Annotated in this window: 15 protein-coding genes; 13 read left to right on the top strand and 2 right to left on the bottom strand. The window is 71.8% G+C overall.

Annotated features, from left to right (window positions below; genetic code table 11):
- The first annotated feature begins 4 nt into the window (after positions 1 to 4).
- On the top strand, positions 5 to 946 hold the full coding sequence (locus GAS53_RS33355; RefSeq protein WP_151481483.1) for a carbohydrate ABC transporter permease: 942 nt from the start codon (positions 5 to 7) through the stop codon (positions 944 to 946).
- Between the two features lie 4 nt (positions 947 to 950).
- Positions 951 to 1,871, top strand: a complete 921-nt coding sequence (locus tag GAS53_RS33350) for a carbohydrate ABC transporter permease (RefSeq protein WP_151481482.1) — start codon at positions 951 to 953, stop codon at positions 1,869 to 1,871.
- Between the two features lie 32 nt (positions 1,872 to 1,903).
- Here the strand turns inward: GAS53_RS33350 and GAS53_RS33345 are convergent, their stop codons facing one another.
- The gene (locus tag GAS53_RS33345) at positions 1,904 to 3,097 is read right to left on the bottom strand and encodes an RNA-guided endonuclease InsQ/TnpB family protein (protein WP_151481481.1); all 1,194 of its coding nucleotides are present in this window, start codon (positions 3,095 to 3,097) and stop codon (positions 1,904 to 1,906) included.
- 155 nt (positions 3,098 to 3,252) lie between these two features.
- Between GAS53_RS33345 and GAS53_RS33340 the strand changes: the two genes are divergently transcribed.
- The 9 genes from GAS53_RS33340 (at position 3,253) to GAS53_RS33300 (ending at position 16,604) form a co-directional block, all read left to right on the top strand.
- The gene (locus GAS53_RS33340; RefSeq protein ID WP_151481480.1) at positions 3,253 to 4,518 is read left to right on the top strand and encodes a 6-phospho-beta-glucosidase; all 1,266 of its coding nucleotides are present in this window, start codon (positions 3,253 to 3,255) and stop codon (positions 4,516 to 4,518) included.
- The gene (locus GAS53_RS33335) at positions 4,509 to 5,483 is read left to right on the top strand and encodes an N-acetylglucosamine kinase (RefSeq protein ID WP_151481479.1); all 975 of its coding nucleotides are present in this window, start codon (positions 4,509 to 4,511) and stop codon (positions 5,481 to 5,483) included. The genes GAS53_RS33340 and GAS53_RS33335 overlap by 10 nt, the downstream gene beginning before the upstream one ends.
- Positions 5,484 to 5,687: 204 nt before the next feature.
- Complete coding sequence (locus GAS53_RS33330; protein WP_151481478.1) at positions 5,688 to 7,145, top strand: hypothetical protein; 1,458 nt, start codon at positions 5,688 to 5,690, stop codon at positions 7,143 to 7,145.
- A gap of 14 nt (positions 7,146 to 7,159) precedes the next feature.
- Complete coding sequence (locus GAS53_RS33325; RefSeq protein ID WP_151481477.1) at positions 7,160 to 8,173, top strand: glutamate ABC transporter substrate-binding protein; 1,014 nt, start codon at positions 7,160 to 7,162, stop codon at positions 8,171 to 8,173.
- A gap of 96 nt (positions 8,174 to 8,269) precedes the next feature.
- Complete coding sequence (locus GAS53_RS33320) at positions 8,270 to 9,595, top strand: coiled-coil domain-containing protein (RefSeq protein ID WP_151481476.1); 1,326 nt, start codon at positions 8,270 to 8,272, stop codon at positions 9,593 to 9,595.
- Between the two features lie 19 nt (positions 9,596 to 9,614).
- A complete protein-coding gene (locus GAS53_RS33315) occupies positions 9,615 to 12,248 on the top strand; it encodes a serine/threonine-protein kinase (protein WP_151481475.1) in 2,634 nt (877 codons plus the stop codon).
- On the top strand, positions 12,249 to 13,589 hold the full coding sequence (locus GAS53_RS33310; RefSeq protein WP_192583390.1) for a protein phosphatase 2C domain-containing protein: 1,341 nt from the start codon (positions 12,249 to 12,251) through the stop codon (positions 13,587 to 13,589). It abuts the gene before it with no gap.
- Between the two features lie 200 nt (positions 13,590 to 13,789).
- The gene (locus tag GAS53_RS33305) at positions 13,790 to 15,136 is read left to right on the top strand and encodes a vWA domain-containing protein (RefSeq protein ID WP_151481473.1); all 1,347 of its coding nucleotides are present in this window, start codon (positions 13,790 to 13,792) and stop codon (positions 15,134 to 15,136) included.
- Between the two features lie 91 nt (positions 15,137 to 15,227).
- Positions 15,228 to 16,604, top strand: a complete 1,377-nt coding sequence (locus GAS53_RS33300) for an FHA domain-containing protein (protein ID WP_151481472.1) — start codon at positions 15,228 to 15,230, stop codon at positions 16,602 to 16,604.
- Between the two features lie 89 nt (positions 16,605 to 16,693).
- On the opposite strand, the gene GAS53_RS33295 is transcribed toward GAS53_RS33300, so the two are convergent.
- On the bottom strand, positions 16,694 to 17,680 hold the full coding sequence (locus GAS53_RS33295; protein WP_192583389.1) for a methyltransferase domain-containing protein: 987 nt from the start codon (positions 17,678 to 17,680) through the stop codon (positions 16,694 to 16,696).
- Positions 17,681 to 17,826: 146 nt separating this feature from the next.
- On the opposite strand from GAS53_RS33295, the gene GAS53_RS33290 reads away from it, so the two are divergent.
- Complete coding sequence (locus tag GAS53_RS33290; protein ID WP_151481471.1) at positions 17,827 to 18,231, top strand: globin; 405 nt, start codon at positions 17,827 to 17,829, stop codon at positions 18,229 to 18,231.
- A 215-nt stretch (positions 18,232 to 18,446) separates the two neighbouring features.
- Positions 18,447 to 21,896, top strand: coding sequence for an ABC transporter permease (locus tag GAS53_RS33285; RefSeq protein WP_151481470.1), 3,450 nt, complete (start codon positions 18,447 to 18,449; stop codon positions 21,894 to 21,896).
- The last annotated feature ends 159 nt before the right edge of the window (positions 21,897 to 22,055 follow it).

Here is a 22,055-nt window from a genome sequence, read left to right as displayed (position 1 = left end):
GCCGATGTCCACGCACACTCTGCGTGCGAAGCGCCGCCGGGCGGCGCCCCCCACGGCCGCCTTCATGTCACCGTGGCTGGTCGGCTTCAGCGTCTTCTTCGCGTATCCGCTGGTCTCGACCCTGTACTTCTCGTTCATGAAGTACGACGGCTTCGGCGTCCCCGTCTTCAGGGGGCTGGGGAACTGGAGTTATGTCTTCAACGACTACCCCATGTTCTGGCCCGCGCTGCGCAACACCCTGTGGCTGGTCGTCGTCATGGTCACCTGCCGGGTCGTCTTCGGCCTGGGCATCGGGCTGCTGATCACGAAGATCAGGACGGGGACGGGTGTGTTCCGCACACTCTTCTACCTGCCCTATCTCGCGCCGCCCGTTGCCGCCACGCTGGCTTTCGTCTTCCTGCTCAACCCCGGTACCGGGCCGGTCAACTCGGTCCTGGGCGACCTGGGCCTGCCGACCCCCGGCTGGTTCACGGACGCCACCTGGTCCAAGCCCGCCCTCACGATGCTCGCTCTGTGGGGCGTCGGCGACCTCATGGTCATCTTCATGGCCGCCCTGCTCGACGTACCGAAGGAGCAGTACGAGGCCGCGGAGCTGGATGGCGCGTCCGCGTGGCAGCGGTTCCGGTTCGTCACCCTGCCGAACATCTCGCCGATCGTGATGTTCGCGGTGGTGACCGGCGTGATCCAGACGATGCAGTACTACACACAGCCGCTGGTCGCGGGGAAGGTCGCCTCCGGGATCATCGGCGGCTCGGGCCAGCAGTTCGAACCCGGCTACCCCGACAAGTCCACGCTCACCCTGCCGCAGCTCGTCTACAACCTCGGTTTTCAGCGGTTCGACTACGGCTCGGCGTGCGTGGTCGCGCTGGTGCTGTTCGCCCTGTCCATGGCGTTCACCGCGTTCCTGATGCGGCGCCGGGGCGGTCTCATCCAGGCAGGTGACTGACGCCATGACCCAAGCACCTCAAACGACCCGGGTACCCCACGCGCTCGACAAGCCCGTGGAGCTGGGGGCACCGGTCTCGCCCGCCGAACGGACGGCCCGCCGCAGGGCGCTCCTGGAGTGGATCGCCGTGCACGCGCTCGGTGTCGCGGCCGCGCTGTTCTTCGTGCTCCCCTTCGTGTTCGTCTTCCTGACCTCGCTGATGAGCGACAGCCAGGCGCTCAGCCGGGATCTGGTCCCGGACACCTGGGAGTGGGGCAACTACGCGAAGGTCTTCGACACACCCGGCTTCCTGACCTGGTGGAAGAACACCCTCCTGTACGCGGGCGCCGGCACCGTCCTGACGGTCCTGTCCTCCATCCCGGTGGCGTACGCGCTCGCCAAGTTCCGCTTCCGTGGCCGGAATCTGTCGCTGATGCTGGTCATCTCGATGATGATGCTGCCGCCGCAGGTCATCATCATTCCGATGTACCTGTTCTGGGCGAAGCAGCTGGATCTGTCGGGCACACTGTGGCCGCTGATCATCCCGATGGCGTTCGGCGACGCGTTCTCCATCTTCCTGCTGCGGCAGTTCCTGATGACGATCCCGAACGAGTACATCGACGCGGCGAAGGTGGACGGCTGCGGGGACTTCAAGACGCTGCTGAAAGTCGTGCTGCCCATGGCCCGGCCCGGCATAGCCGCCGTCGCGCTCTTCCAGTTCTTCTACGCCTGGAACGACTACTTCGGACCGCAGATCTACGCGTCCGAGAACCCCGGCGCCTGGACCCTGAGCTACGGCCTGGAGTCCTTCAAGGGCGCGCACCACACCGACTGGAATCTGACGATGGCCGCGACCGTCCTGGTCATGGCCCCCGTGATCCTCGTGTTCTTCTTCGCGCAGAAGGCGTTCGTCGAAGGCGTCACGCTCACCGGAGTGAAGGGCTGACTTGACGCTCCCCCTCCTGAAGGAGGGGATTCTCACGGCTCGCGCCGTTGAGCTTTCTGTTTCATCGCCGACTGCCCGCCCGGAGAACTCCGTTGAGGTCTTACACCAGCTCCGCAGACTGTCACGGCCCGTCCGGCCGCCAGCAGGTTCTTCGCTGCGTTCACGTCCCGGTCATGGACCGTTCCGCAGTCGCACGTCCAGGTGCGGATGTTCAGCGGCATCTTGTCTTGCAGGGTGCCGCAGGTGGAGCACAGCTTGGACGAGGGGAACCACCGGTCCACGACCACGACGTTGCGCCCGTACCACTGGGCTTTGTACTCCAGCATGCTCCGGAACTGCGACCACGCCGCATCCGAGATGGCGCGGGCGAGTTTCCGGTTTGTGACCATGTGGCGCACGGTCAGGTCCTCGATCACGAGCGTTTGGTTCTCACGCACGAGACGAGTGGTGATCTTGTGGAGGTGGTCGCGGCGCCGGTCGGCTATCCGGGCGTGGATCTTGGCGACCTTGCGCCGGGCCTTGGCCCGGTTCGCCGAGCCCTCCGCCTTGGCCGCCAGCTTCCGCTGCGCCTTCGCCAGCCGGGTACGGTCCTTGCGTTCGTGCCTCGGATTGGCGATCTTCTCACCGGTCGAGAGGGTCAGCAGATGGTCCAGGCCCGCGTCAATGCCGACCGCCGTATCCGTGGCGGCCAGCGGCTTCACGCTCGGGTCCTCGCACAGCAGGGAGACGAACCAGCGCCCCGCGCCGTCCTGGGAAACAGTCACCGCCGAAGGGGTCGCCCCCTCGGGCAGGGGACGGGACCACACCATGTCCAGTGGGTCCTTCATCTTGGCGAGCATCAGCTGCCCGTCGCGGTACCGGAACGCCGAGCTGGTGTACTCCGCCGACCGGCGCGACTTCTTCAGGGACTTGAAGCGCGGGTACTTGCCCCGCTTCTCCCAGAAGTTGACGAACGCGCCCTGCAGATGCCGAAGGCACTGCTGGAGCGGCACCGAGGAGACGTCGGCCAGGTAGGCCATCTCCTCGGTCTTCTTCCACGCCGTCAGCATCGCGGAGGTGGCGTTGTAGTTGATCCGCTCGCCCTGCTGCCAGGCCCGCGTACGGGCTTCCAGCGCCAGGTTGTAGACCTTGCGCACGCATCCGAACGTGCGCGACAGCTCTGCCGCCTGCGCATCGGTCGGGTAGAAGCGGTACTTGAATGCCCGCTTCACGTGGAAAGTCGCCACGCGTCACAAACTAACGTGCCCACATGTGAAGATCAAATACTGCGGGTCAGAGCACCGCGATGCGCCCTGACGGCGAATCACAGCTCCTTGCCCTGCTCCGCAGAAGTCCGATTCCTCTCCGGCGTAAAAGCCGGAGTATCCACGGAGGCAACCCGATGAAACTCGCAGTAGTGGGCGGGGGCTCCACCTACACCCCTGAACTCATCGACGGATTCGCGAGGTTGAGGGACACCCTGCCCATAGAGGAACTGGTCCTCGTCGACCCGGCCCTCGACCGGCTCGAACTCGTCGGCGGTCTGGCCCGGCGCATCTTCGCCAAGCAGGGGCACCCCGGGCGCATCACCACGACCGACGACCTCGACGCGGGTGTCGACGGCGCCGACGCCGTGCTGCTCCAGCTCCGTGTCGGCGGACAGGCCGCTCGCAATGAGGACGAGACCTGGCCGCTGGAGTGCGGCTGCGTCGGCCAGGAGACGACCGGCGCGGGCGGCCTCGCGAAGGCGCTGCGTACGGTCCCGGTGGTGCTCGACATCGCCGAGCGCGTACGGCGTGCCAACCCGGACGCCTGGATCATCGACTTCACCAACCCAGTCGGCATCGTCACCCGCGCCCTGCTCCAGGCCGGTCACAAGGCGGTCGGACTGTGCAACGTGGCGATCGGATTCCAGCGGAAGTTCGCCGGAATGCTGGGGGTCACGCCCGCCGATGTGCACCTGGACCATGTGGGCCTCAACCACCTCACCTGGGAAACCCATGTGCGACTCGGCGGCCCCGAGGGCGAGGACGTCCTGCCGAAGCTGCTCGCCGAGCACGGCGACACGATCGCCGACGACCTGCACCTGCCGCGCGGCGTCCTCGACCGCCTGGGCGTCGTCCCCTCCTACTACCTGCGCTACTACTACGCCCACGACGAGGTCGTACGCGAGCTGCGTACGAAGCCGTCGCGGGCCGCCGAAGTGGCGGAGATGGAGCGGGAGTTGCTGAAGATGTACGGCGATCCGGAGCTCGACGAGAAGCCCGCGCTGCTCGCCAAGCGGGGCGGGGCGTACTACTCGGAGGCGGCCGTGGACCTCGCCGCGTCCCTGCTGGGCGGCGGGGGGAGTCCGTACCAGGTGGTGAACACGTACAACCGCGGGACGCTTCCGTTCCTGCCCGACGACGCCGTGATCGAGGTGCAGGCGGCGGTCGGGCACAGAGGGGCCACTCCGCTGCCCGTGGCTCCGGTGGATCCGCTCTACGCGGGGCTGATGGCGAACGTCACCGCGTACGAGGACCTGGCGCTGGAGGCCGCGTTGCGCGGGGGGCGCGAGCGGGTGTTCCGGGCGCTGCTCGCGCATCCGCTGGTCGGCCAGTACGCGTACGCCGACGGCCTCACCGACCGGCTGATCGCGCACAACCGGGAGCACCTCGCGTGGGCGTGACCGCACGGGTCCTCGCCGTCGACGCGGGGAACAGCAAGACCGACGTCGCGGTCGTGGCAGGCGACGGGAACGTGCTCGCCACGGCGCGCGGCGGCGGGTTCCGGCCTCCTGCCGTCGGGGTCCGGCAGGCGGTGGACACGCTCGCGGAGACCGTCGGCCGGGCCTTCGCCGCGGCCGGGGTCGACTCCGTGGACCATGTCTCCGCGTGTCTCGCCAACGCCGATCTGCCGGTGGAGGAGGAGCAGTTGGCCGCCGCGCTGCACGCGCGCGCGTGGGGGGCGACCGTGGTGGTCCGCAACGACACCTTCGCGATCCTGCGTGCCGGCGTGGAAGAGCCGCGCGGGGTGGCCGTGGTGTGCGGCGCGGGCATCAACTGCGTGGGCATGCGGCCCGACGGACGCATCGCCCGCTTCCCCGCCATCGGCCGTCTCTCCGGCGACTGGGGCGGCGGCTGGGGCCTCGCCGAGGAAGCCGTCTGGCACGCGGCGCGCGCCGAGGACGGCCGCGGCGGTCCGACCGCGCTGGCCCGCACCCTGCCCGCGCACTTCGGCCTCGGCTCCATGTACGCGCTGATCGAGGCCCTGCACCTGCAGCACATCGAGGACGCCCGGCGCCACGAACTGACACCGGTCCTGTTCGCCACGGCGGCGGACGGCGACCCGGTGGCCCGCGCGCTCGTCGACCGGCTCGCGGACGAGGTCGTGGTCATGGCGGTCGTCGCCCTGACCCGCCTCGACCTGCTCGACGAGGAGGCCCCGGTCCTGCTCGGCGGCGGTGTCCTGGCCGCCCGCCATCCCCAACTCGACGACCGTATACGGGAACTGCTGGCCGAGCGCGCCCCCAAGGCCGTACCCCGCGTCGTCACCGCCCGGCCGGTCCTCGGATCCGCGCTCCTCGGACTCGACCACGAGGGCGCCCCGGCCTGGGCGCACGCCCGCGTGCGGGAGTTTTACGAGGGGGTCTGAGCACGCCGGGAACCGAACAGTTCGGCTTGGCGTATTCATGGGCAGGGGTGGTGCGGGATCTTCGCTGTGCTGCAATCCGAACAAGATCGAGTCAAGGCCTGTGCGGATGTCAGTCCCGGCGGCGATACTTGCGGCCGTGCACCTCTTCCCGTGCTTCCTGGCGCCGGGCGGAGGTGACCGGCCGATGACCATGGGGGAGGTCAAGTGACATACCAGCAGAAGGGCAGTTCGGCGCCACCGGGGACGCCGACGCCCACCATGCCCGCGGTACCGCCGCAGGCTCCGCCGCCGGGGCCGCAGGGCCGGCCGAGCACGCCCGAGGCCGAGCCTGCGCGCCGTACGGCGTGGGCTGAGGGCGTCGACCAGCTGCGCGCCGCGGCGACCACGGAGCCCGGGCGGCTGCGCATCATCGGCGCCGTCCTGGCCCTCCTCGTCGTCGCGTTCGGGGCGGTCACCGCCTGGGAGATGACGGAGCGTTCGGCCGCCGCGGACGACGTGCTGCACAGCAGCCAGCCGCTGAGCGCCGACGCGGCGGACATCTACCGCTCCCTGGCCGACGCCAACACGGCGGCGTCCAGCGGCTTCCTCGCGGGCGGCCAGGAGACAGAGGCCTCCCGCACACGCTACGAGCGGGACATCAGGACGGCCGCGGACAAGATGGTCACCGCCGCGGCCAACTCCGAGCCCGGCTCGACCTCCGAGAAGACCATCACCAAGCTGAACAAGCTGCTGCCCGAGTACAAGGGCCTGATCGAGCGCGCCCGCGCCAACAACCGGCAGGGCTTCCCCCTCGGCGGCGCCTACCTGCGGTACGCCAACGCGAAGATGCAGGTGATGCTCGAGGACGCCGAGCATCTCTACAAGGTGGAGAACGAACGGCTGCGCTCGGACTACGACGACGCGACGCCCTACCCGTGGATCGCGATCGGCGTCGGTGTCCTCGCCATCGGCGGCCTCGTCTGGGCCCAGCGCCGCAACTACCAGCGCACGAACCGGGTGCTGAACCACGGCCTGGTCGCCGCGACGGCCGCCTCCACGGTCGTGCTGCTCTGGCTGGTCGTCGGCCACAGCGTGGCCCGCGCCGGTCTGAACGAGTCGTACGACCACGGCGTCCGCTCCCTGAACACGCTGAACGACGCCCGGATCGCCTCGCTCAAGGCCCGGGGCAACGAGAACCTCACGCTGGTCGCCCGCGGCGCGGAGACCAAAGAGGTGGGCACGGGCGCGAACAAGAAGACCGTGGACGTGTACGACACGGACTACGAGCTGCAGATGGAGGCCCTCACCACGAAGCTGGCCGCCGCCGAGGACCTCGCCGACGACAGCGCGGGTGTGAAGCCGGTCGAGGCGGCCGCGGCCAACATGAAGGTCTGGAAGGAACGCCACAAGGAAGCCCGCGCGGAGGACACCTCGGGCGACTACCAGGGCGCGCTCGACAAGGTCATCGGCTCCGAGGAGGACAAGCCGACGGGCGAGTGCTTCGACAATGTGGACGCGGCCCTGGAGACGGCGCTCAAGCACGAGCGGACCGAGTTCGAGCTGGCGGCCGGCGACGGCCGGGGCGCGATGAACGGCCTCTCGGTGGGCGCCGCGGTGCTCGCCGTACTGGCCGCGGCCGGCGCGGTGCTCGGCATCGGGCGCAGGCTGTCGGAGTACCGGTGAGAGGGGGCACGACAATGAACGCACGACGTTTGCGGGCCGGCCTGAGGGGCTGGGGCGGAGTAGGTGCGATGGCGGTCGTCTGCGCCCTCGCGGCGGTCTTCGCGCTGCTGCTGCCGGTGGCCCAGTCACGCGAGGACGGCAGCACGGGCGTCGACGGCAAGGGCGTGACCCAGGGCGACCAGGCCAAGGCCGAGGAGTGCACCGACCCCCAGGACCAGAGCCTGTCGCCGGCCTCCGGCGACCAGAACGGCGCGACGGTCCAGGCCATCAAGGAGCGCGGCTATCTGACCGTCGGCGTCGACCAGAACAGCTTCCGCTGGGGCTACCGCGACCCGAACAGCACGTCGAAGACCGCCCAGTTGGAGGGCTTCGACATCGACCTCGTGCACGCGATCGCGGACCAGATCGTCGGCAAGAAGGCGAACAACGTCCGCTTCCAGGCCATCCCGACGATCGAACGCATCCCGGCGATCCAGAACGACAAGGTCGACATGGTGGTACGCACCATGACGATCAACTGCGCCCGGCTGGAGGACGTCTCCTTCTCCTCGCCCTACTTCGAGACCGGCCAGCAGGTGCTCGCCCCGAAGAAGTCGGACATCACCGGGTACGACGACTCGCTGGCGGACAAGCGGATCTGCTCGGCCACGGGCTCCACCGCGTACGACACACTGGAGGCGGACCAGAAGGACGGCGACCTCGTCGCGTCCGCCGACATCACCGCCACCGTGCCGAACCAACTCGACTGCCTGGTAAGGCTGCAGCTCGGTGAGGTCGACGCGGTGGTCACCGACGGCGCGCTCGCCGCGAGCCAGGCCGCGCAGGACCCGACGGTCGAGCTCAAGGGCGAGCCGTTCACCGAGGAGTACTACGGCGTGGCGATGAAGAAGGACGCAGCCGATCTGGTACGCCGGGTCAACCAGGTCCTGGTGGACTACCGAAAGAACGGCTGGCAGCAGTCGTACGACAAGTGGCTCGCCGCGAGCCTCGGCGAGACGACCGGGCCGCCCCCGGTCCAGTACCGGTAGCCGAGATGTGTCAGAGGTTCAGAAGGACGCATAGTTCATAGAGACGAAGCAGGAAACCGAGCAACCGAGCAACACGGACGAAGCGAGGGGTGATCGATGGGCGCCGCGGGACCCTCCGGGCCGGTAATGGACCGGGACGAGGTGGACCGTGCGCTGGCGCGGCTCGGCGCGGAGCACGAGGCCATCGAGACCTCGCTCCTCGCCCTGCAGGACCACGCGGGCCGCAGACTCCTCGAAGGCGCCGAGCTCACGGGCACGACCAAGGAGCGCTGGCAGGCCGCCGAGGCGTCGATCTCCTTGCTGTGGGCGTACTTCGACGCGTACGCCGACGCTCTGCGTTCCGCGCGGGAGATCCGCTCGCGCAGACGCTGGTCCAACCGCGACGACCTCGCGGAGCTGACGGAGCTGCTGCGCGGCGAGAGCGTCACGGTGGCCGGCAGCGCGTCCGCCACGGCTGCCGCCCCCACGATGGCGGGCACGGGCAAGCTCAGCGAGCGCTTCACCCTCGCCGAACTCGTGGACCGTATGAACGAGTTGTACGCGCAGTCGCTCGACATGGTCGTCGCGGCCGACGCGGTCTGGTCGGCGCTGCCCGCCCGGATCGATTTACTGGCCGCGGAGTTGCAGCGCACCCGCCAGCTCGCGCACTCCGTGGGCGTACGGCCCGGTGAGCACCCGTCGGGTGACGACCTGGAGCGGATCACGCGCACGCTGACCTCGCTGCGCGAGCAGGTGGTGTCGGACCCGCTGGCCTTCTGGCTTCCCGCGCACGGGAGTTCGGCGCCGGGCGGCGGCCGCCCCGACACCACGCGCTACGACCGGGAGGCACGCGCGCTGGAGGAGGTGCGCCGCGAGATCGACGCCGTGCTCACCGTGCGGCAGGACGCGGAGGCGCGCCTGGTGAAGCTGCGGGACGTGCTGTCCCGCGCGGACCGCACGCTGGCGGAGGCCCGGTCCGCGCGTGGCGAGGTGCTGGCGAAGATCGCCGCGTCCGAGGTGCCCGCGGTGAGCGGCCCGCCGACGCAGCTGCAGGAGCAGCTGGCGACGGCCGCCGAGTACCGCAGGCACGCGCAGTGGCACCGTCTCTCGCCGCTCCTCGAGTCGCTGGAGGAGAAGGCCGAGTACGAACTGCTGCGCGCCCGCGAGTCGTTGAGCGCGGTCACCGCGCCGCTGGCGGTCCGCGCCGAGTTGCGCGGCCGCCTCGACGCGTACAAGGCGAAGGTCGCCCGGCACGGCCTCGCCGAGGACCCGCTGCTCGTGGAGCGGTACGACGCGGCGCGCCGCATGCTGTGGAGCGCGCCCTGCGACCTGCGCGTGGCGGAACAGGCGGTGCTGCGCTACCAGCACGCGGCCGCCGAACTGCTGGTGCCCAGGGTCCCCGGTCACGGCGGACCGCAGGACCGGAGGGGGCCCGGAGCGTGAGCGACAAGGGGGATGCAGCGTGAGTGAGCAGAAACAGTGCCAGCGGCCCGGTTGCTCGGGGTCGTACGAGGACGTGGGCGGCGGCGAGCTGTACTGCGACACCTGCGGTCTGGCGCCGGTCGTCTCGTCGAGCGGCATGGTGGGGTCCGCGCCGACCGGGATCACCGGGGGCGGCAAGAGCAGTTCGCGGAGTTCCGGCAGCGGCAGCTCGCGCTCCAGCTCCCGCGCGTCCTCTCGCTCCTCGTCCCGCTCGGCCCAGTCCCGGCGCTCCGTGTCGGGCCGCCTCTCGCGCTCGCTGTCGGGCCGGACGACGGGCCGCTCGGTGTCGGTGCGCAGCTCCGGCAAGACCACCGGGTCCTCGGGCCGCGGCCGGCTCGGCGTCGGCCTCGTGCAGGTCCCGGACGTGCCGCGTCCCGACCCGCGCGAGATGGTCCAGGAGAATCCCGAGGTCCCCGAGCGGAAGCGGTTCTGCTCGCGCTCCGACTGCGGTGCCCCGGTGGGGCGTTCGCGCGGTGAGAGGGCCGGGCGCACGGAGGGCTTCTGCACCAAGTGCGGCCACCCGTACTCGTTCGTGCCGAAGCTGCAGACCGGCGACATCGTGCACGGGCAGTACGAGGTCGTGGGCTGCCTCGCGCACGGCGGGCTCGGCTGGGTCTATCTCGCCGTCGACCGCGCGGTGTCCGACCGTTGGGTGGTCCTCAAGGGCCTCCTCGACACGGGCGACCAGGACGCGATGGCGGCCGCGATCTCCGAGCGCCGCTTCCTCGCCGAGATCGAGCACGCGAACATCGTGCGGATCTACAACTTCGTGGAGCATCTCGACCAGCGCACCGGTTCCCTCGACGGCTACATCGTCATGGAGTACGTCGGCGGCAAGTCCCTCAAGGAGATCGCCAACGACCGCCGGACGCAGGCGGGCAAGCGCGATCCGCTGCCGGTGGAGCAGGCGTGCGCGTACGGCATCGAGGCGCTCGAAGCCCTCGGCCATCTGCACAGCCGCAACCTCCTGTACTGCGACTTCAAGGTCGACAACGCGATCCAGACCGAGGACCAGCTCAAGCTGATCGACATGGGCGCGGTGCGCAGGATGGACGACGACGAGTCGGCCATCTACGGCACCGTCGGCTACCAGGCGCCGGAGGTCGCCGAGCTCGGCCCGTCGGTCGCCTCCGACCTCTACACGGTCGCCCGCACCCTCGCCGTCCTGACCTTCGACTTCCAGGGCTACACGAACGTGTTCGTGGACTCCCTGCCGGACCCCGACAACATCGAGGTCTTCCGCACGTACGAGTCGTTCTACCGGCTCCTCGTCCGGGCCACCGACCCCGACCCGGCCCGCCGGTTCGCCTCCGCGCAGGAGATGGCCGAGCAGCTCACCGGTGTGCTGCGCGAGGTCGTCTCCGTACAGACCGGGCGCGCGCGGCCCGCGCTGTCCACCCTGTTCGGGCCCGAACTGAAGGTCACCGACACGGAGTTGTTCGGCGAGCTGGACGGCGATGTGTCGCGGCTGGGAATGCGGGTCATTCCCGTACGGGGGAAGAAGGGCGCACCCGAGCTGACGTCCGGGACGAACGGCGCGCCGGCCCTCCCGCCGGCCCCCGCACCCGCTGCGGGCTCCCTCGTCAGGCCGCTGAACACCGCGGCCGCCGCGCTCGCGCTGCCGGTCCCCCGGGTCGACCCCGGCGACCCGAACGCCGGGTTCCTGGCCGGTCTCATGACGTCCGCGCCCGCCGAGCTGATCACGGCGCTGCACGCGGCGCCCACCGGCTCCCTGGAGCTGCGGCTGCGCGAACTGCGGGCGCGCCTGGAGATGGGCGAACTGAACAGCGCGACCAGGACCCTCGAGGCCCTGGAGGCGGACCACCCCGACGACTGGCGGGTGGTCTGGTACCGGGGCGTGGCGGCGCTCGCGACCGGTGACTTCGAGGTCTCGGCGGTGTCCTTCGACGCGATCTACGACGCGTTCCCCGGCGAGCCCGCCCCCAAGCTGGCCCTCGGCCTGTGCGCGGAGGTCCTCGGGCAGCTGGACAACGCCGCCGAGTACTACCGCCTGGTGTGGACGACCGACCCGAGCTATGTGAGCGCCGCGTTCGGCCTGGCCCGCGTCCAGCTCGCGGCGGGCGACCGCCGGGGCTCCGTACGGACGCTGGAGTCGGTGCCGGAAGCCTCGATCCACTACACGGCGGCCCGGGTCGCCGCCGTACGGGCGCGGCTGAGGCAGCGGTTGAGCGAGGCCGCACCGCCGCCGCCCGGTCCGGCGACGCCGGGTCGGGGAGCGAACGGCCAGGGAATGCCGGGTCCGGTAGTTGCCGGCCAGGCAATGGCCGACGCGCCGTTCCTGGACGACCTGACCTCGGCCGCGGCCCAGGTCGAGGCGCTGGACGGATACGGTCTGGACGCGGTGCGCCGCGAGCAGTTGTCCACAGAGGTCCTTGGCTGCGCTCTGGACTGGGTACTCTCCGGTAGCCAGGGTTCCGCCCCGCCGAGTACCGGGGCGCGGACCGTACTGCTCGGCAGTGACCTGGACGAGCGGGGCCTGCGCTTCGGACTGGAGCGTTCGTACCGGACACTGGCCCGGCTCGCCCAGCGTGGCGAGGAGAGGATCGATCTGGTGGAGCGCGCCAACCGCTACCGCCCCCGGACGTGGGTGTAATTGATGTCGCAGATGCCCCAACTGTCCGCCTGCCCCAGCTGCGAGGAGCCGCTGGAGTCGGGTGACCGTTACTGCGGTGCGTGCGGGTACGACCTGTCGGCCGTACCCGCACCACCGGACGACAACCCCGCGGTCACCATGAACGGCACGGCGCCGCGGCCCCCTTCGGCCGTGGCGTCCGTGGACTGGCCGGTCGCCCCCGAGGCGGACAGCTCGGACACGCCCGCGCCCGTGGTCCTGCCGGCGGACATCGACGGCCGGGAGTCGGGCGGCTCCGACCGCCCCGGCGTACGGTTCGACCGGCCCGCACAGCCGTCGGCGCCGCCGTCCGCGGAACCGGACGAGTACCCGCTCGCCGCCCCGCTGCCACCCGAGGCGGCGCCCGCCGATCCTCGCGCGGCCGGCTTCTCGACGCCCGGCGGGGGCATGAAGGTCTGCGTGGCCTGCCGGGCGGGCCAGGTCGACCGGGACGGCTACTGCGAGAACTGCGGGCACGCGCAGCCGCGCGAGCGCGACCACATGGAGCAGGAGCTGAGCGCGGTCGCCGCGGTCAGCGACCGGGGTCTGCGCCACCATCGCAACGAGGACGCGTTCACGGTGTCCTCGACCGCGCTGCCCGACGGCTCGTCCGCCGTCGTCGCGATCGTCTGCGACGGCGTGTCCTCGGCGACCCGCCCCGACGAGGCCTCCCTCGCCGCCTCCCGCGCGGCCAACGAGTCCCTCCTGGGCGCCCTGCCGCGCGGCACACACCCGCAGCAGGCCATGCACGAGGCGATCCTCGCGGCCTCGGAGGCGGTCAACTCCCTTGCGGACCGCACCGCTCCGGCCCACGAGCACCAGCCGCATGTGAACGCGCCCGCCTGCACCCTCGTCGGCGCCATCGTCACCCCCAGCCTGCTGATCGTCGGCTGGGTCGGCGACAGCCGCGCCTACTGGGTGCCCGTGGACCGGACGTCACCCCCGGCCCGGCTCACCGAGGACGACTCCTGGGCCGCCCAGATGGTCGCCGCGGGCCTGATGAACGAGGCGGAGGCGTACGCGGACGAGCGCGCCCACGCCATCACGGGCTGGCTCGGAGCGGACGCGTACGAACTGGAGCCGCACACCGCTTCCTTCAAACCGGACCGCCCGGGTGTAGTGGTGGTGTGCACCGACGGGCTGTGGAACTACGCGGAGGCGGCCGAGGAAATGGCCGAGGTCATCCCCCCCGACGCCGCGGACCGGCCACTGCACAGCGCCCAGGTCCTGGTCGGCCACGCCCTGGACGGCGGGGGCCACGACAACGTAACAGTGGCCGTCCTGCCGTTCCCGGCCCCGCCGCAGGGGGCAGGATCGGCCTGAGGCCGAAGTGGTGCGAAGCGGTATCGGCCTCGACGGCCGGACGGGACCGGCCTGAGCGGGCCGGACGGGATCTGCCGGAACAAGCAGATCGCGACCGGCTCGAACGGGTCGGCCGGGATGGCCCGAGGACCGGAGGGGACCGGTTCGCCTACCGACATCACCCACACGTCGTGGGAGTCCTGAGGGGGATCAGAGAAGGCATGGCCAATTTCTCGAAGTCGAACGTGCCGCAGTTCTCGGTGGACGTCTACCAGAACGAGTACCTGCCGGAGGGCGGCCGCGAGGTCAACGCGATCGTCACGGTGACCTCGACCGGCGGCGGCACGATTGGGAGTGCCGTCGCGGCACCCCACCTCTACACGCCGGGGCAGGGCCCGGACGCGGCCGTGGCGATCATGGTCGACTGTTCCGGGTCCATGGACTACCCGCCGACCAAGATGCGGGGCGCCCGTGACGCGACGGCCGCGGCGATCGACGCCGTCCGTGACGGTGTGCACTTCGCGGTGATCGCCGGTACGCATGTGGCCAAGGAGGTCTACCCGGGCGGCGGGCAGCTCGCCGTCGCCGATCCGCAGACCCGTGACCAGGCCAAGCAGGCGCTGCGCAAGCTGAGCGCGGGCGGCGGCACCGCGATCGGCACCTGGCTGCGGCTGGCGGACCGGCTGCTGTCCTCGGCGGACGTCGCGATCCGGCACGGCATCGTGCTCACCGACGGCCGCAACGAACACGAGTCGCCTGAGGACCTGAAGGCGGCGCTGGACGCCTGTGCGGGCCGGTTCACGGCCGACGCGCGGGGCGTCGGGACGGACTGGGAGGTCAAGGAGGTCACCGGGATCGCGTCCGCGCTGCTCGGCACCGCCGACATCGTCGCCGACCCGGCGGGCCTGTCCGCCGACTTCACGCAGATGATGGAGACGGCCATGGGCAAGGAGGTCGCGGACGTCGCGCTGCGGCTGTGGACCCCGGTGGGCACGTCGATCAAGTTCGTCAAGCAGGTCGCGCCCACGGTCGAGGAGTTGACCGACCGTCGCACGGAGGCGGGCCCGCGCGCCGGGGACTATCCCACCGGCTCCTGGGGAGACGAGTCCCGTGACTACCACGTGTGCGTCGAGGTCCCGGAGGCCGGCATCGGCCAGGAGATGCTCGCCGCCCGCGTCTCTCTGGTGATCCCGCAGGGCGACGGCACCGCGCAGACCCTGGGCGCTCAGGGGCTCGTACGGGCCGTGTGGACCGATGACATGGCGGCGTCCACGTCGATCAATCCGCAGGTCGCGCACTACACAGGTCAGGCGGAACTGGCACAAGTCATCCAACAGGGCCTGGATGCGCGTAAAGCGGGAGATGCCGACGGGGCAACGGCCAAGCTGGGCCGCGCGGTTCAGCTCGCCAGTGCCTCCGGAAACGCGGATACGGCGAAACTGCTTGCGAAGGTGGTGGACGTGGTCGACGCCGCGGCAGGTACTGTGCGATTGAAGGCGAAGGTCGCGGAGGCCGACGAGATGACTCTCGAGACACGGTCGACCAAGACTGTTCGTGTAAAGAAGTAGAGCAGTGCGCAGGCTCTGACAAGCAGTACGCAAGCGGTTTGCACGACATACGGTCCCCCGGGGCCGGAACAGGAGAGGGGGAAGCGCCGACATGCCGACCTGCCCGAACGGACACCAGTCGGGTTCCGACGACTGGTGCGAGGTCTGCGGTCACCGCATGGCCGGTGCCGTGCCCCCGCCACCTCCGCCGCCGCCCCCGGCCGCCGGTTACGGCTATCCGCCGCCCGGCTCTCCTCCGCCGCCCGGCCAGGGCGGCCGCCCGCACCTGTCCGCGGTGCCCGACCCGGCGCCCGAGCCGGAGCTCTGCCCGCAGTGCCGTACCCCGCGCGAGGGCGGGGCGCCGTTCTGCGAGGAGTGCCGGTGGAACTTCCTGACGAACACCGCGACTTCGTACACACCGGCCGCGCCGCGGCCGCCCGGGCCCGGCCAGGGTGCCGGTCCCGGTGGGCCGAACCCGGCGCTCCGGTTCCAACAGCAGCCGCCAGGACAGCACGGTGGCGGCCATGGCGGGTACGACTACCAGGGCTCCCGGCCGTCGCAGATGAACCGGCCCGCGGAGCCGATCCCGCCGTTCGGCGAGGACCCGTCCGGGTTCCCCGGCGATCCGTCACGACCGGTTCCGCCGCCGCCCGGACCCGGCGGCACGGGGCCGGGGCCCGGGATGCCTGGCGGGTTCGGCGGGCCGGGTGGCCCGAACGGTCCCGGTGGACCCGGCGGCCCGAACGGTCCCGGTGGACCTGGTGGGCAGAACGGTCTCGGTGGCCCAGGCGGCCCCGGCGGCCCCGGTGCTCCGCAGGGGTACCAGCAGTCCGGTCCGACGGCTCCGCCCGGGTACCAGCAGGAGACCGGGTACCCGCAGGAGACCGGGCATCCGCAGGCACCGGGCGGGCAGTCCTTCGGGGGCGGTGACGACGACTGGGTGCTCTCACCCCCGTCGACCGGTGCGCCCGGCGGTCCTGGTGGTCCCGGCGGTCCTCCCGGCCCCGGTGGCGGTCAGGGCGGCGGCTACGGCTACCCGCAGCCCGGCTCGACGCAGGCGCCGCCCGGGTACCAGCAGCAGCCGCTGTCGTGGAGCATCACGATCGGGCCCGACCGCGAGTACTTCATGGCGATGATGCAGCGCTCGGGACCGGAGGCCGCGGGCCTGAACCTGCCCGCGTACTCGCCGGAACAGCAGCGTCCGCTCATCGGCAACCAGATCACGATCGGCCGCCGCCGCCACTCCACGGGCGAGTCCCCGGACATCGACCTGTCGGTGCCGCCGGAGGACCCGGGCGTCTCGCACCAGCACGCGGTCCTCGTCCAGCAGCCCGACGGCAGCTGGGCGGTCGTCGACCAGAACTCCACCAACGGCACCACGGTCAACGGCGCCGAGGAGCCCATCCAGCCCTTCGTCCCCGTACCACTGCAGGACGGCGACCGGGTGCACGTGGGCGCGTGGACGACGATCACCATCAGGCGGGGCTAGGGCCCCGTAAGGGGCGCGGGGAACTGCGCGACCAGCCCCCACCGGCGCGGCAGACGAACCGCACAACCGGCGGAGCCAACCAGCGGAGCTCACGGCAGCGGCCAAGTGTTCGGCCCTTCGGGGTCGTCCAGCCACGCCCACGCGCGGTCGTCGCCGACCGTGATCCCGTACCGCTCGCGCACCGGCTGGTCCTCGCGCTCCCACAGCACGCAGGCCTCGTACGGGTCGAGGCTGCCCGCCGTCAGGGCCAGCAGGAAGCGGAACAGCTCGTGGGTCCTGGCCCGGCGCGGCAGCCTGTTCGGGTCCACGTCGGGAAGCTCCCGCTCGGGCCGGGTGTCGCCGCGCAGGGGTACGAAGTAGGCGGGCGTGTGCAGGAAGCGGCCCTCGGCGTGCCCGGCGTCCCGTACGCGCAGGTCGATGAGGCCGGTGGCGAACGGCGCGAGGACGCGGGCGCCCGGGTTGCACTGGGCCAGCCAGGGGCGTGGGACCGAGTTCAGCGTGCAGGTCGCGATGATCCGGTCGAAGGGGGTGTGCTCGGGGCAGCCGCGCGCCCCGTCGCCGGTGACGACGGTCGGGTGGTAGCCGGCGGCGGCCAGGTGCTGCCGGGCCGACTCGGTGATCTCCGGGTCCAGGTCGACCGTGGTGACCAGCTCGTCGCCGAGCCGGTACGACAGCAGCGCCGCGTTGTAGCCGGTGCCCGCGCCGATCTCCAGGACCCTGTTCCCGTCCGCCACCTCCAGCTCGGCCAGCATCTTCGCCATCAGGGACGGCTGGCTGCTGGACGACAGCAGCTCGCCGTCGCGCACGCGGGTGGCCAGCGGGGCGTCCGCGTACGCGCCGCGCATCCAGTTCTCGCGCCGGCGCAGGCTGGGGTCCTCGCCCCACCGTCGCTCGTAGCCGCCCACCACGCCGACGTAGTAGTACGGCACGAAGAGATGGCGCGGGACGTTCTCGAACGCCTCCCGCCAGACCGGGTCCGCGTCCCAGGCGCCGCTCGCGTCGATCTCGCGCACCAGCGCCGCTCGCGCCGTGGCGGCGAGGTCGTCGAGCCTGTGGTCGATGGCGTGCGCGCTCATACGTCCACTGTGCTGCGGGACGGGTCGGGAGGCGAGCGCCGGGGGCGACCGTTCCGGAATCAGTCCCTCAAGGCCGGAATCGGTCGCCCGACAGCGGTGGTCCTACGCCTTGAGTCCTCGGTCGCCCGGTCTGAGACCATGGAGGCGTGAATGAGATTCCGCGCGGCACGCTTCAGGAGCAGACCTTCTACGAGCAGGTCGGCGGCGAGGAGACCTTCCGGCGCCTCGTGCACCGGTTCTACGAAGGTGTCGCCGAGGACCCGCTGCTGCGGCCCATGTATCCCGAGGAGGACCTGGGCCCGGCCGAGGAGCGCCTCACGCTGTTCCTGATCCAGTACTGGGGCGGCCCGACCACGTACAGCGAGAACCGCGGCCACCCCCGGCTGCGGATGCGCCACGCCCCCTTCGCCGTCGACCGCGCGGCGCACGACGCCTGGCTGAAGCACATGCACGTCGCCGTCGAGGAGCTCGGCCTCTCCGAGGAGCACGAGCGCACGCTGTGGAACTACCTGACGTACGCGGCGGCGTCGATGGTGAACACCGAGGGCTGAGCGGTGGACACGGCGGGCCGGCCGGTGATCACGACGGACTGACCGGTGAACACGACGGGCTGAGTACCGCCGCTGACGCGCGGATTCCGGTCGCGCGTCGCCGGATTCCGGTCACGATCCGGTCAAACTCGGATCACAAGCGCTTACCCGCGACCCGTTCCCTCTGACAGCATCGCCCGGAGATCCGGGATGTCCGGGATACGGCGGGGGGCCGGGTGACGGGGTTCGTCTTACTGCGCGCGCGGGCACACCGCCTGCTGCTGGCCGCCGCGCTGCTCACCGTCCTGCTGACCACCGCGGTCCTGGCGACCCTCACCGCGTACTCGGGCGCGATCGGCGACGCGGCCCTGCGCCACTCGCTCCTCGACACGACAGAGGGTGCGGCCCGTACGGAGAGCGCGGCGGCCACGAACCTGATCGTCAAGGCCGACGTCCCCCCGGAGGAGCGTGCGGCCGCCGACAAGACCGTACGGGAGGGCGCGCGGCGCACCTTCGACGGGCTGCCGGTGACGCTGCGCACATTGACACGGTCGGGGCCGTACGCGCTGCCGAGGTCGCTGCAGCCCACCGCCGCTCGCTCGGGGGATCCCGATCTCACGCACTTCGCGGCGCTGGATCGGACGCAGGTGCGGGTGGTCGAGGGGCGTCTGCCGGCCGCGCCCGGCGGCGGGTCGGGGAAGGCCGCACCGGAGATCGAGGTCGCCCTTCCCGACGCGGCCGCGCGACAGCTGGGGCTGAAGCCCGGTGCGCGGCTGACGCTCGTCGACCGGTTCGACGGTCCGAAGGCACGGGTCCTGGTGACCGGGCTGTACCGGCCCGCCCGCGTCACCTCGCCGTACTGGCGGTTGGACGACCTCGCCGGCCGCGGGATCAGCAAGCTCGACTTCACCACGTACGGGCCGCTGCTCGCCGATCCGGCGGTGCTGCGGCCGGCCGGGCGTGGGCAGGTGGTGAGCGGCGGGCCGACCGCCTGGCTGGCGTCCGCCGACTTCTCGACGCTGACGACCGGGCGGATCGACGCGCTGCGGGACGCGGCGCGCACGGGCCCTCGTACGCTGCTCAAGGCCCCGGCGCTGCACGGCACCACGGCTGTCACGACATCGTTGCCGGAGGAACTGGACCGGGTCGAGCGGTCGCTGCTGGTCTCCCGTTCGACGCTGCTGATCGTCGCGCTCCAGCTCGCGCTGCTCGCCGGGTACGCGCTGCTGCTCGTGGCCCGGCTGCTCAGTGCCGAACGGGCGGGTGAGACACGGCTGTTGCGGGCGCGCGGCGGTTCGCGCGGGCGGGTGGCCGGGCTCGCCGCGCTGGAAGCGTTGCTCCTCGCCGTGCCGGCCGCCCTCTGCGCGCCGCTGCTCGCCGGGCCGCTGACGCGGCTGCTGGCCGGGCAGGGGGCATTGTCGCGGATCGGGCTGCGGCTGGACACCTCGGTGGCGAGTGGTGGGGTGTGGGCGGTGGCGGCCGGGGTCGCGCTGGGGTGCGCGCTGGCGGTGACCGTGCCCGCGCTGACCGGGGGTTCGGCGGGCGGGCGGGCCCGTTCGCTGCCCGCTCCGGTACGGGCGGGTGCGGACGTCGGCCTGCTGGTGATCGCGGCGGTCGCGTACTGGCAGTTGAGCCGGCAGACCTCCGGCGCCGTCACGGGCGACGGCTCCGGCACGCTCGGCATCGACCCGCTGCTCGTCTCCGCCCCGGCGCTCGCCCTGCTCGCCGGAACCGTGCTCACCCTGCGTCTGCTGCCACCCGTCGCCCGCCTCGCCGAGCGGCGCGCGGCGAGCGGCCGGGGGCTGCCCGCGGCGCTCGCGGGCTGGCAGTTCAGCCGCCGCCCGATGCGCGGCGCCGGGCCCGTGCTGCTGCTCGTCCTGGCCATCGCCCTGGGCATGCTCGCGATCGGCCAGGGCGCGTCGTGGGACCGCTCGCAGGACGACCAGGCGGACTTCCGGGCCGGCACGTCCGTCCGTGTACTCGGGGGCGGCGAGGGCGAGTTGGGGCGGGCCGGCGTCTACGCGGACGTCGACGGCGTACGCGGGGTCGCTCCCGCGGTGCGTACGTCGCTGCCGCTGTCCGGGAATCGGACGGCGACGGTGGTGGCGCTGGACACGGCGGACGCCGGGGCGGGCTCCGGAACGGACGCCGGATCGGACGTCGGATCGGACGCCGGGGGTGGGTTGTTGATGCGCGGGGATCTGGCGGAGGAGCCGGTGGGGCGGCTGCTGGCGGAGCTCGGGCCCCCGCGGTCGGAGTCGGTGGGTGCGGCGTTGCCCAAGGGGAGTACGCGGCTCGGTCTGGTGCTGCGGATCCGGGCCGCCGCTGCGCGTGCGACGCAGGCTCCGGACTCTTCGACGGCGGACCCGGACCCGGCGGCGCACCGCTCCGAGATGTCGGTGGACGTGACGGTGACGCTGGAGGACCGGTACGGCACGCCGTACCGCATCCGCGTCGGTGAACTCCCCGCCGACGGCCGGGCGCACCGGCTCACCCTGGACCTGGCGCAGGCCGCCGAGGCCCCGAACGGCCGCGCGGCCGAGCCGCTGACGCTGACCGGAATGCAACTGGACATGGTCCAGCCGACGGATCGCGCCGAACAACACCGGCTGTCCGTCGAGGAGTTGACGGCCACGGGACCCGACGGCTCGGAGCGGCGCCTGACGCAGCCCGCGTCCTGGAAGGTGACGTCCCGCAGCAGCAGCACCACGGCGGACCCCAAGGCCGACAGCAACCCGCGGCCCCCGACCGTGGAGTCCGGGAGCCCGCTGACGGTCGACTACGGCACCGGGTACGCCCCAGGTGAATTCACCTCGGAGATTTCGTCGTTGGCGGTCCGGCTGCGGGTGGCCCGGCCCGCCGCACCCGAGGTCACGGCGGTGGCGACCGACCGCTTCCTGGAGGCGACGGGCGCGCGTACGCGGCAACGGGTGGACGTGCCGTTCGCCGGCTCGACCGTGCGGGTGCGGATCGTGGGGAGCGTACGGGCGCTGCCGACCACGCAGGATTCCGGCGGCGGGGATGCCTCCGGCGGGGCGCTGCTGGTCGATCTCCGGTCCGTGAACCGGGCGTTGGACCAGGGGTACGGCGAGAGCGTCACGCCCACCGAGTGGTGGCTGCGGACGGCGCCGGGGGCGGCGGCGCGTGTGGCGGCGGAGTTGCGCGAGCGGCCCGACGTCGGGCCGTCGCAGGTGGTCGTGCGGGACGAGGTCGCCGAACAGTTGCGGGACGACCCCTTCGGGGCGGGTCCCGAGGCGGCGTTCGCGGCGGCGTCCGTGGTCGCCGCCGCGCTGGCCGCGGTCGGCTTCGCGGTGAGCACGGCGGGGTCGGTGCGGGCACGGAGTGCCGAGTTCGCGCTGCTGCGCGCGCTGGGCGCGCCGCGGCGTCAGCTGGCCCGGATGGTCGCTGCCGAGCAGGGCGTTCTGGTGGCGCTGGCGCTGGTGGTGGGGGTGGCGCTGGGGGCGGTTCTGACGCGGGCGGTGATTCCGTTGATCGTGCTGACGTCGGGAGCGGCTCGGCCGGTCCCGGAGGTACTGGTGGAACTTCCGCCCGGCCGGGTCGCGTTCCTGCTGGCCGCCGTGGTGATCGCGCCGCTGCTCGTCACAGGCGGGCTGGCGCTGCGGCGGGAGGATGCGGCTCCTTCGTTGCGGTCGATGCGGTCGTTGCACGAGCGGGGGAGTGAGTGAGGTGGGGCGTCGGTGGCGTGAGCGGTGGCAGGGGCAGGGGCGGCGTGACGGAGGCGAGCCGCGCTCCGACTTCGGGTCGCGCCCGGGCTTCTCGCGTCTGAGCTTCCGGCGTCCGGGTTTCCGGCGTCCGGACCGGCCCGTCGCCCCCTGGATCCGTAC

It is taken from the genome of Streptomyces albicerus (assembly GCF_008905045.1).
Classification (GTDB): Bacteria; Actinomycetota; Actinomycetes; order Streptomycetales; family Streptomycetaceae; genus Streptomyces; species Streptomyces albicerus.
Note: the sequence above shows the minus strand (reverse complement) of the source record. Positions and strands in the feature narration are given on the sequence as shown.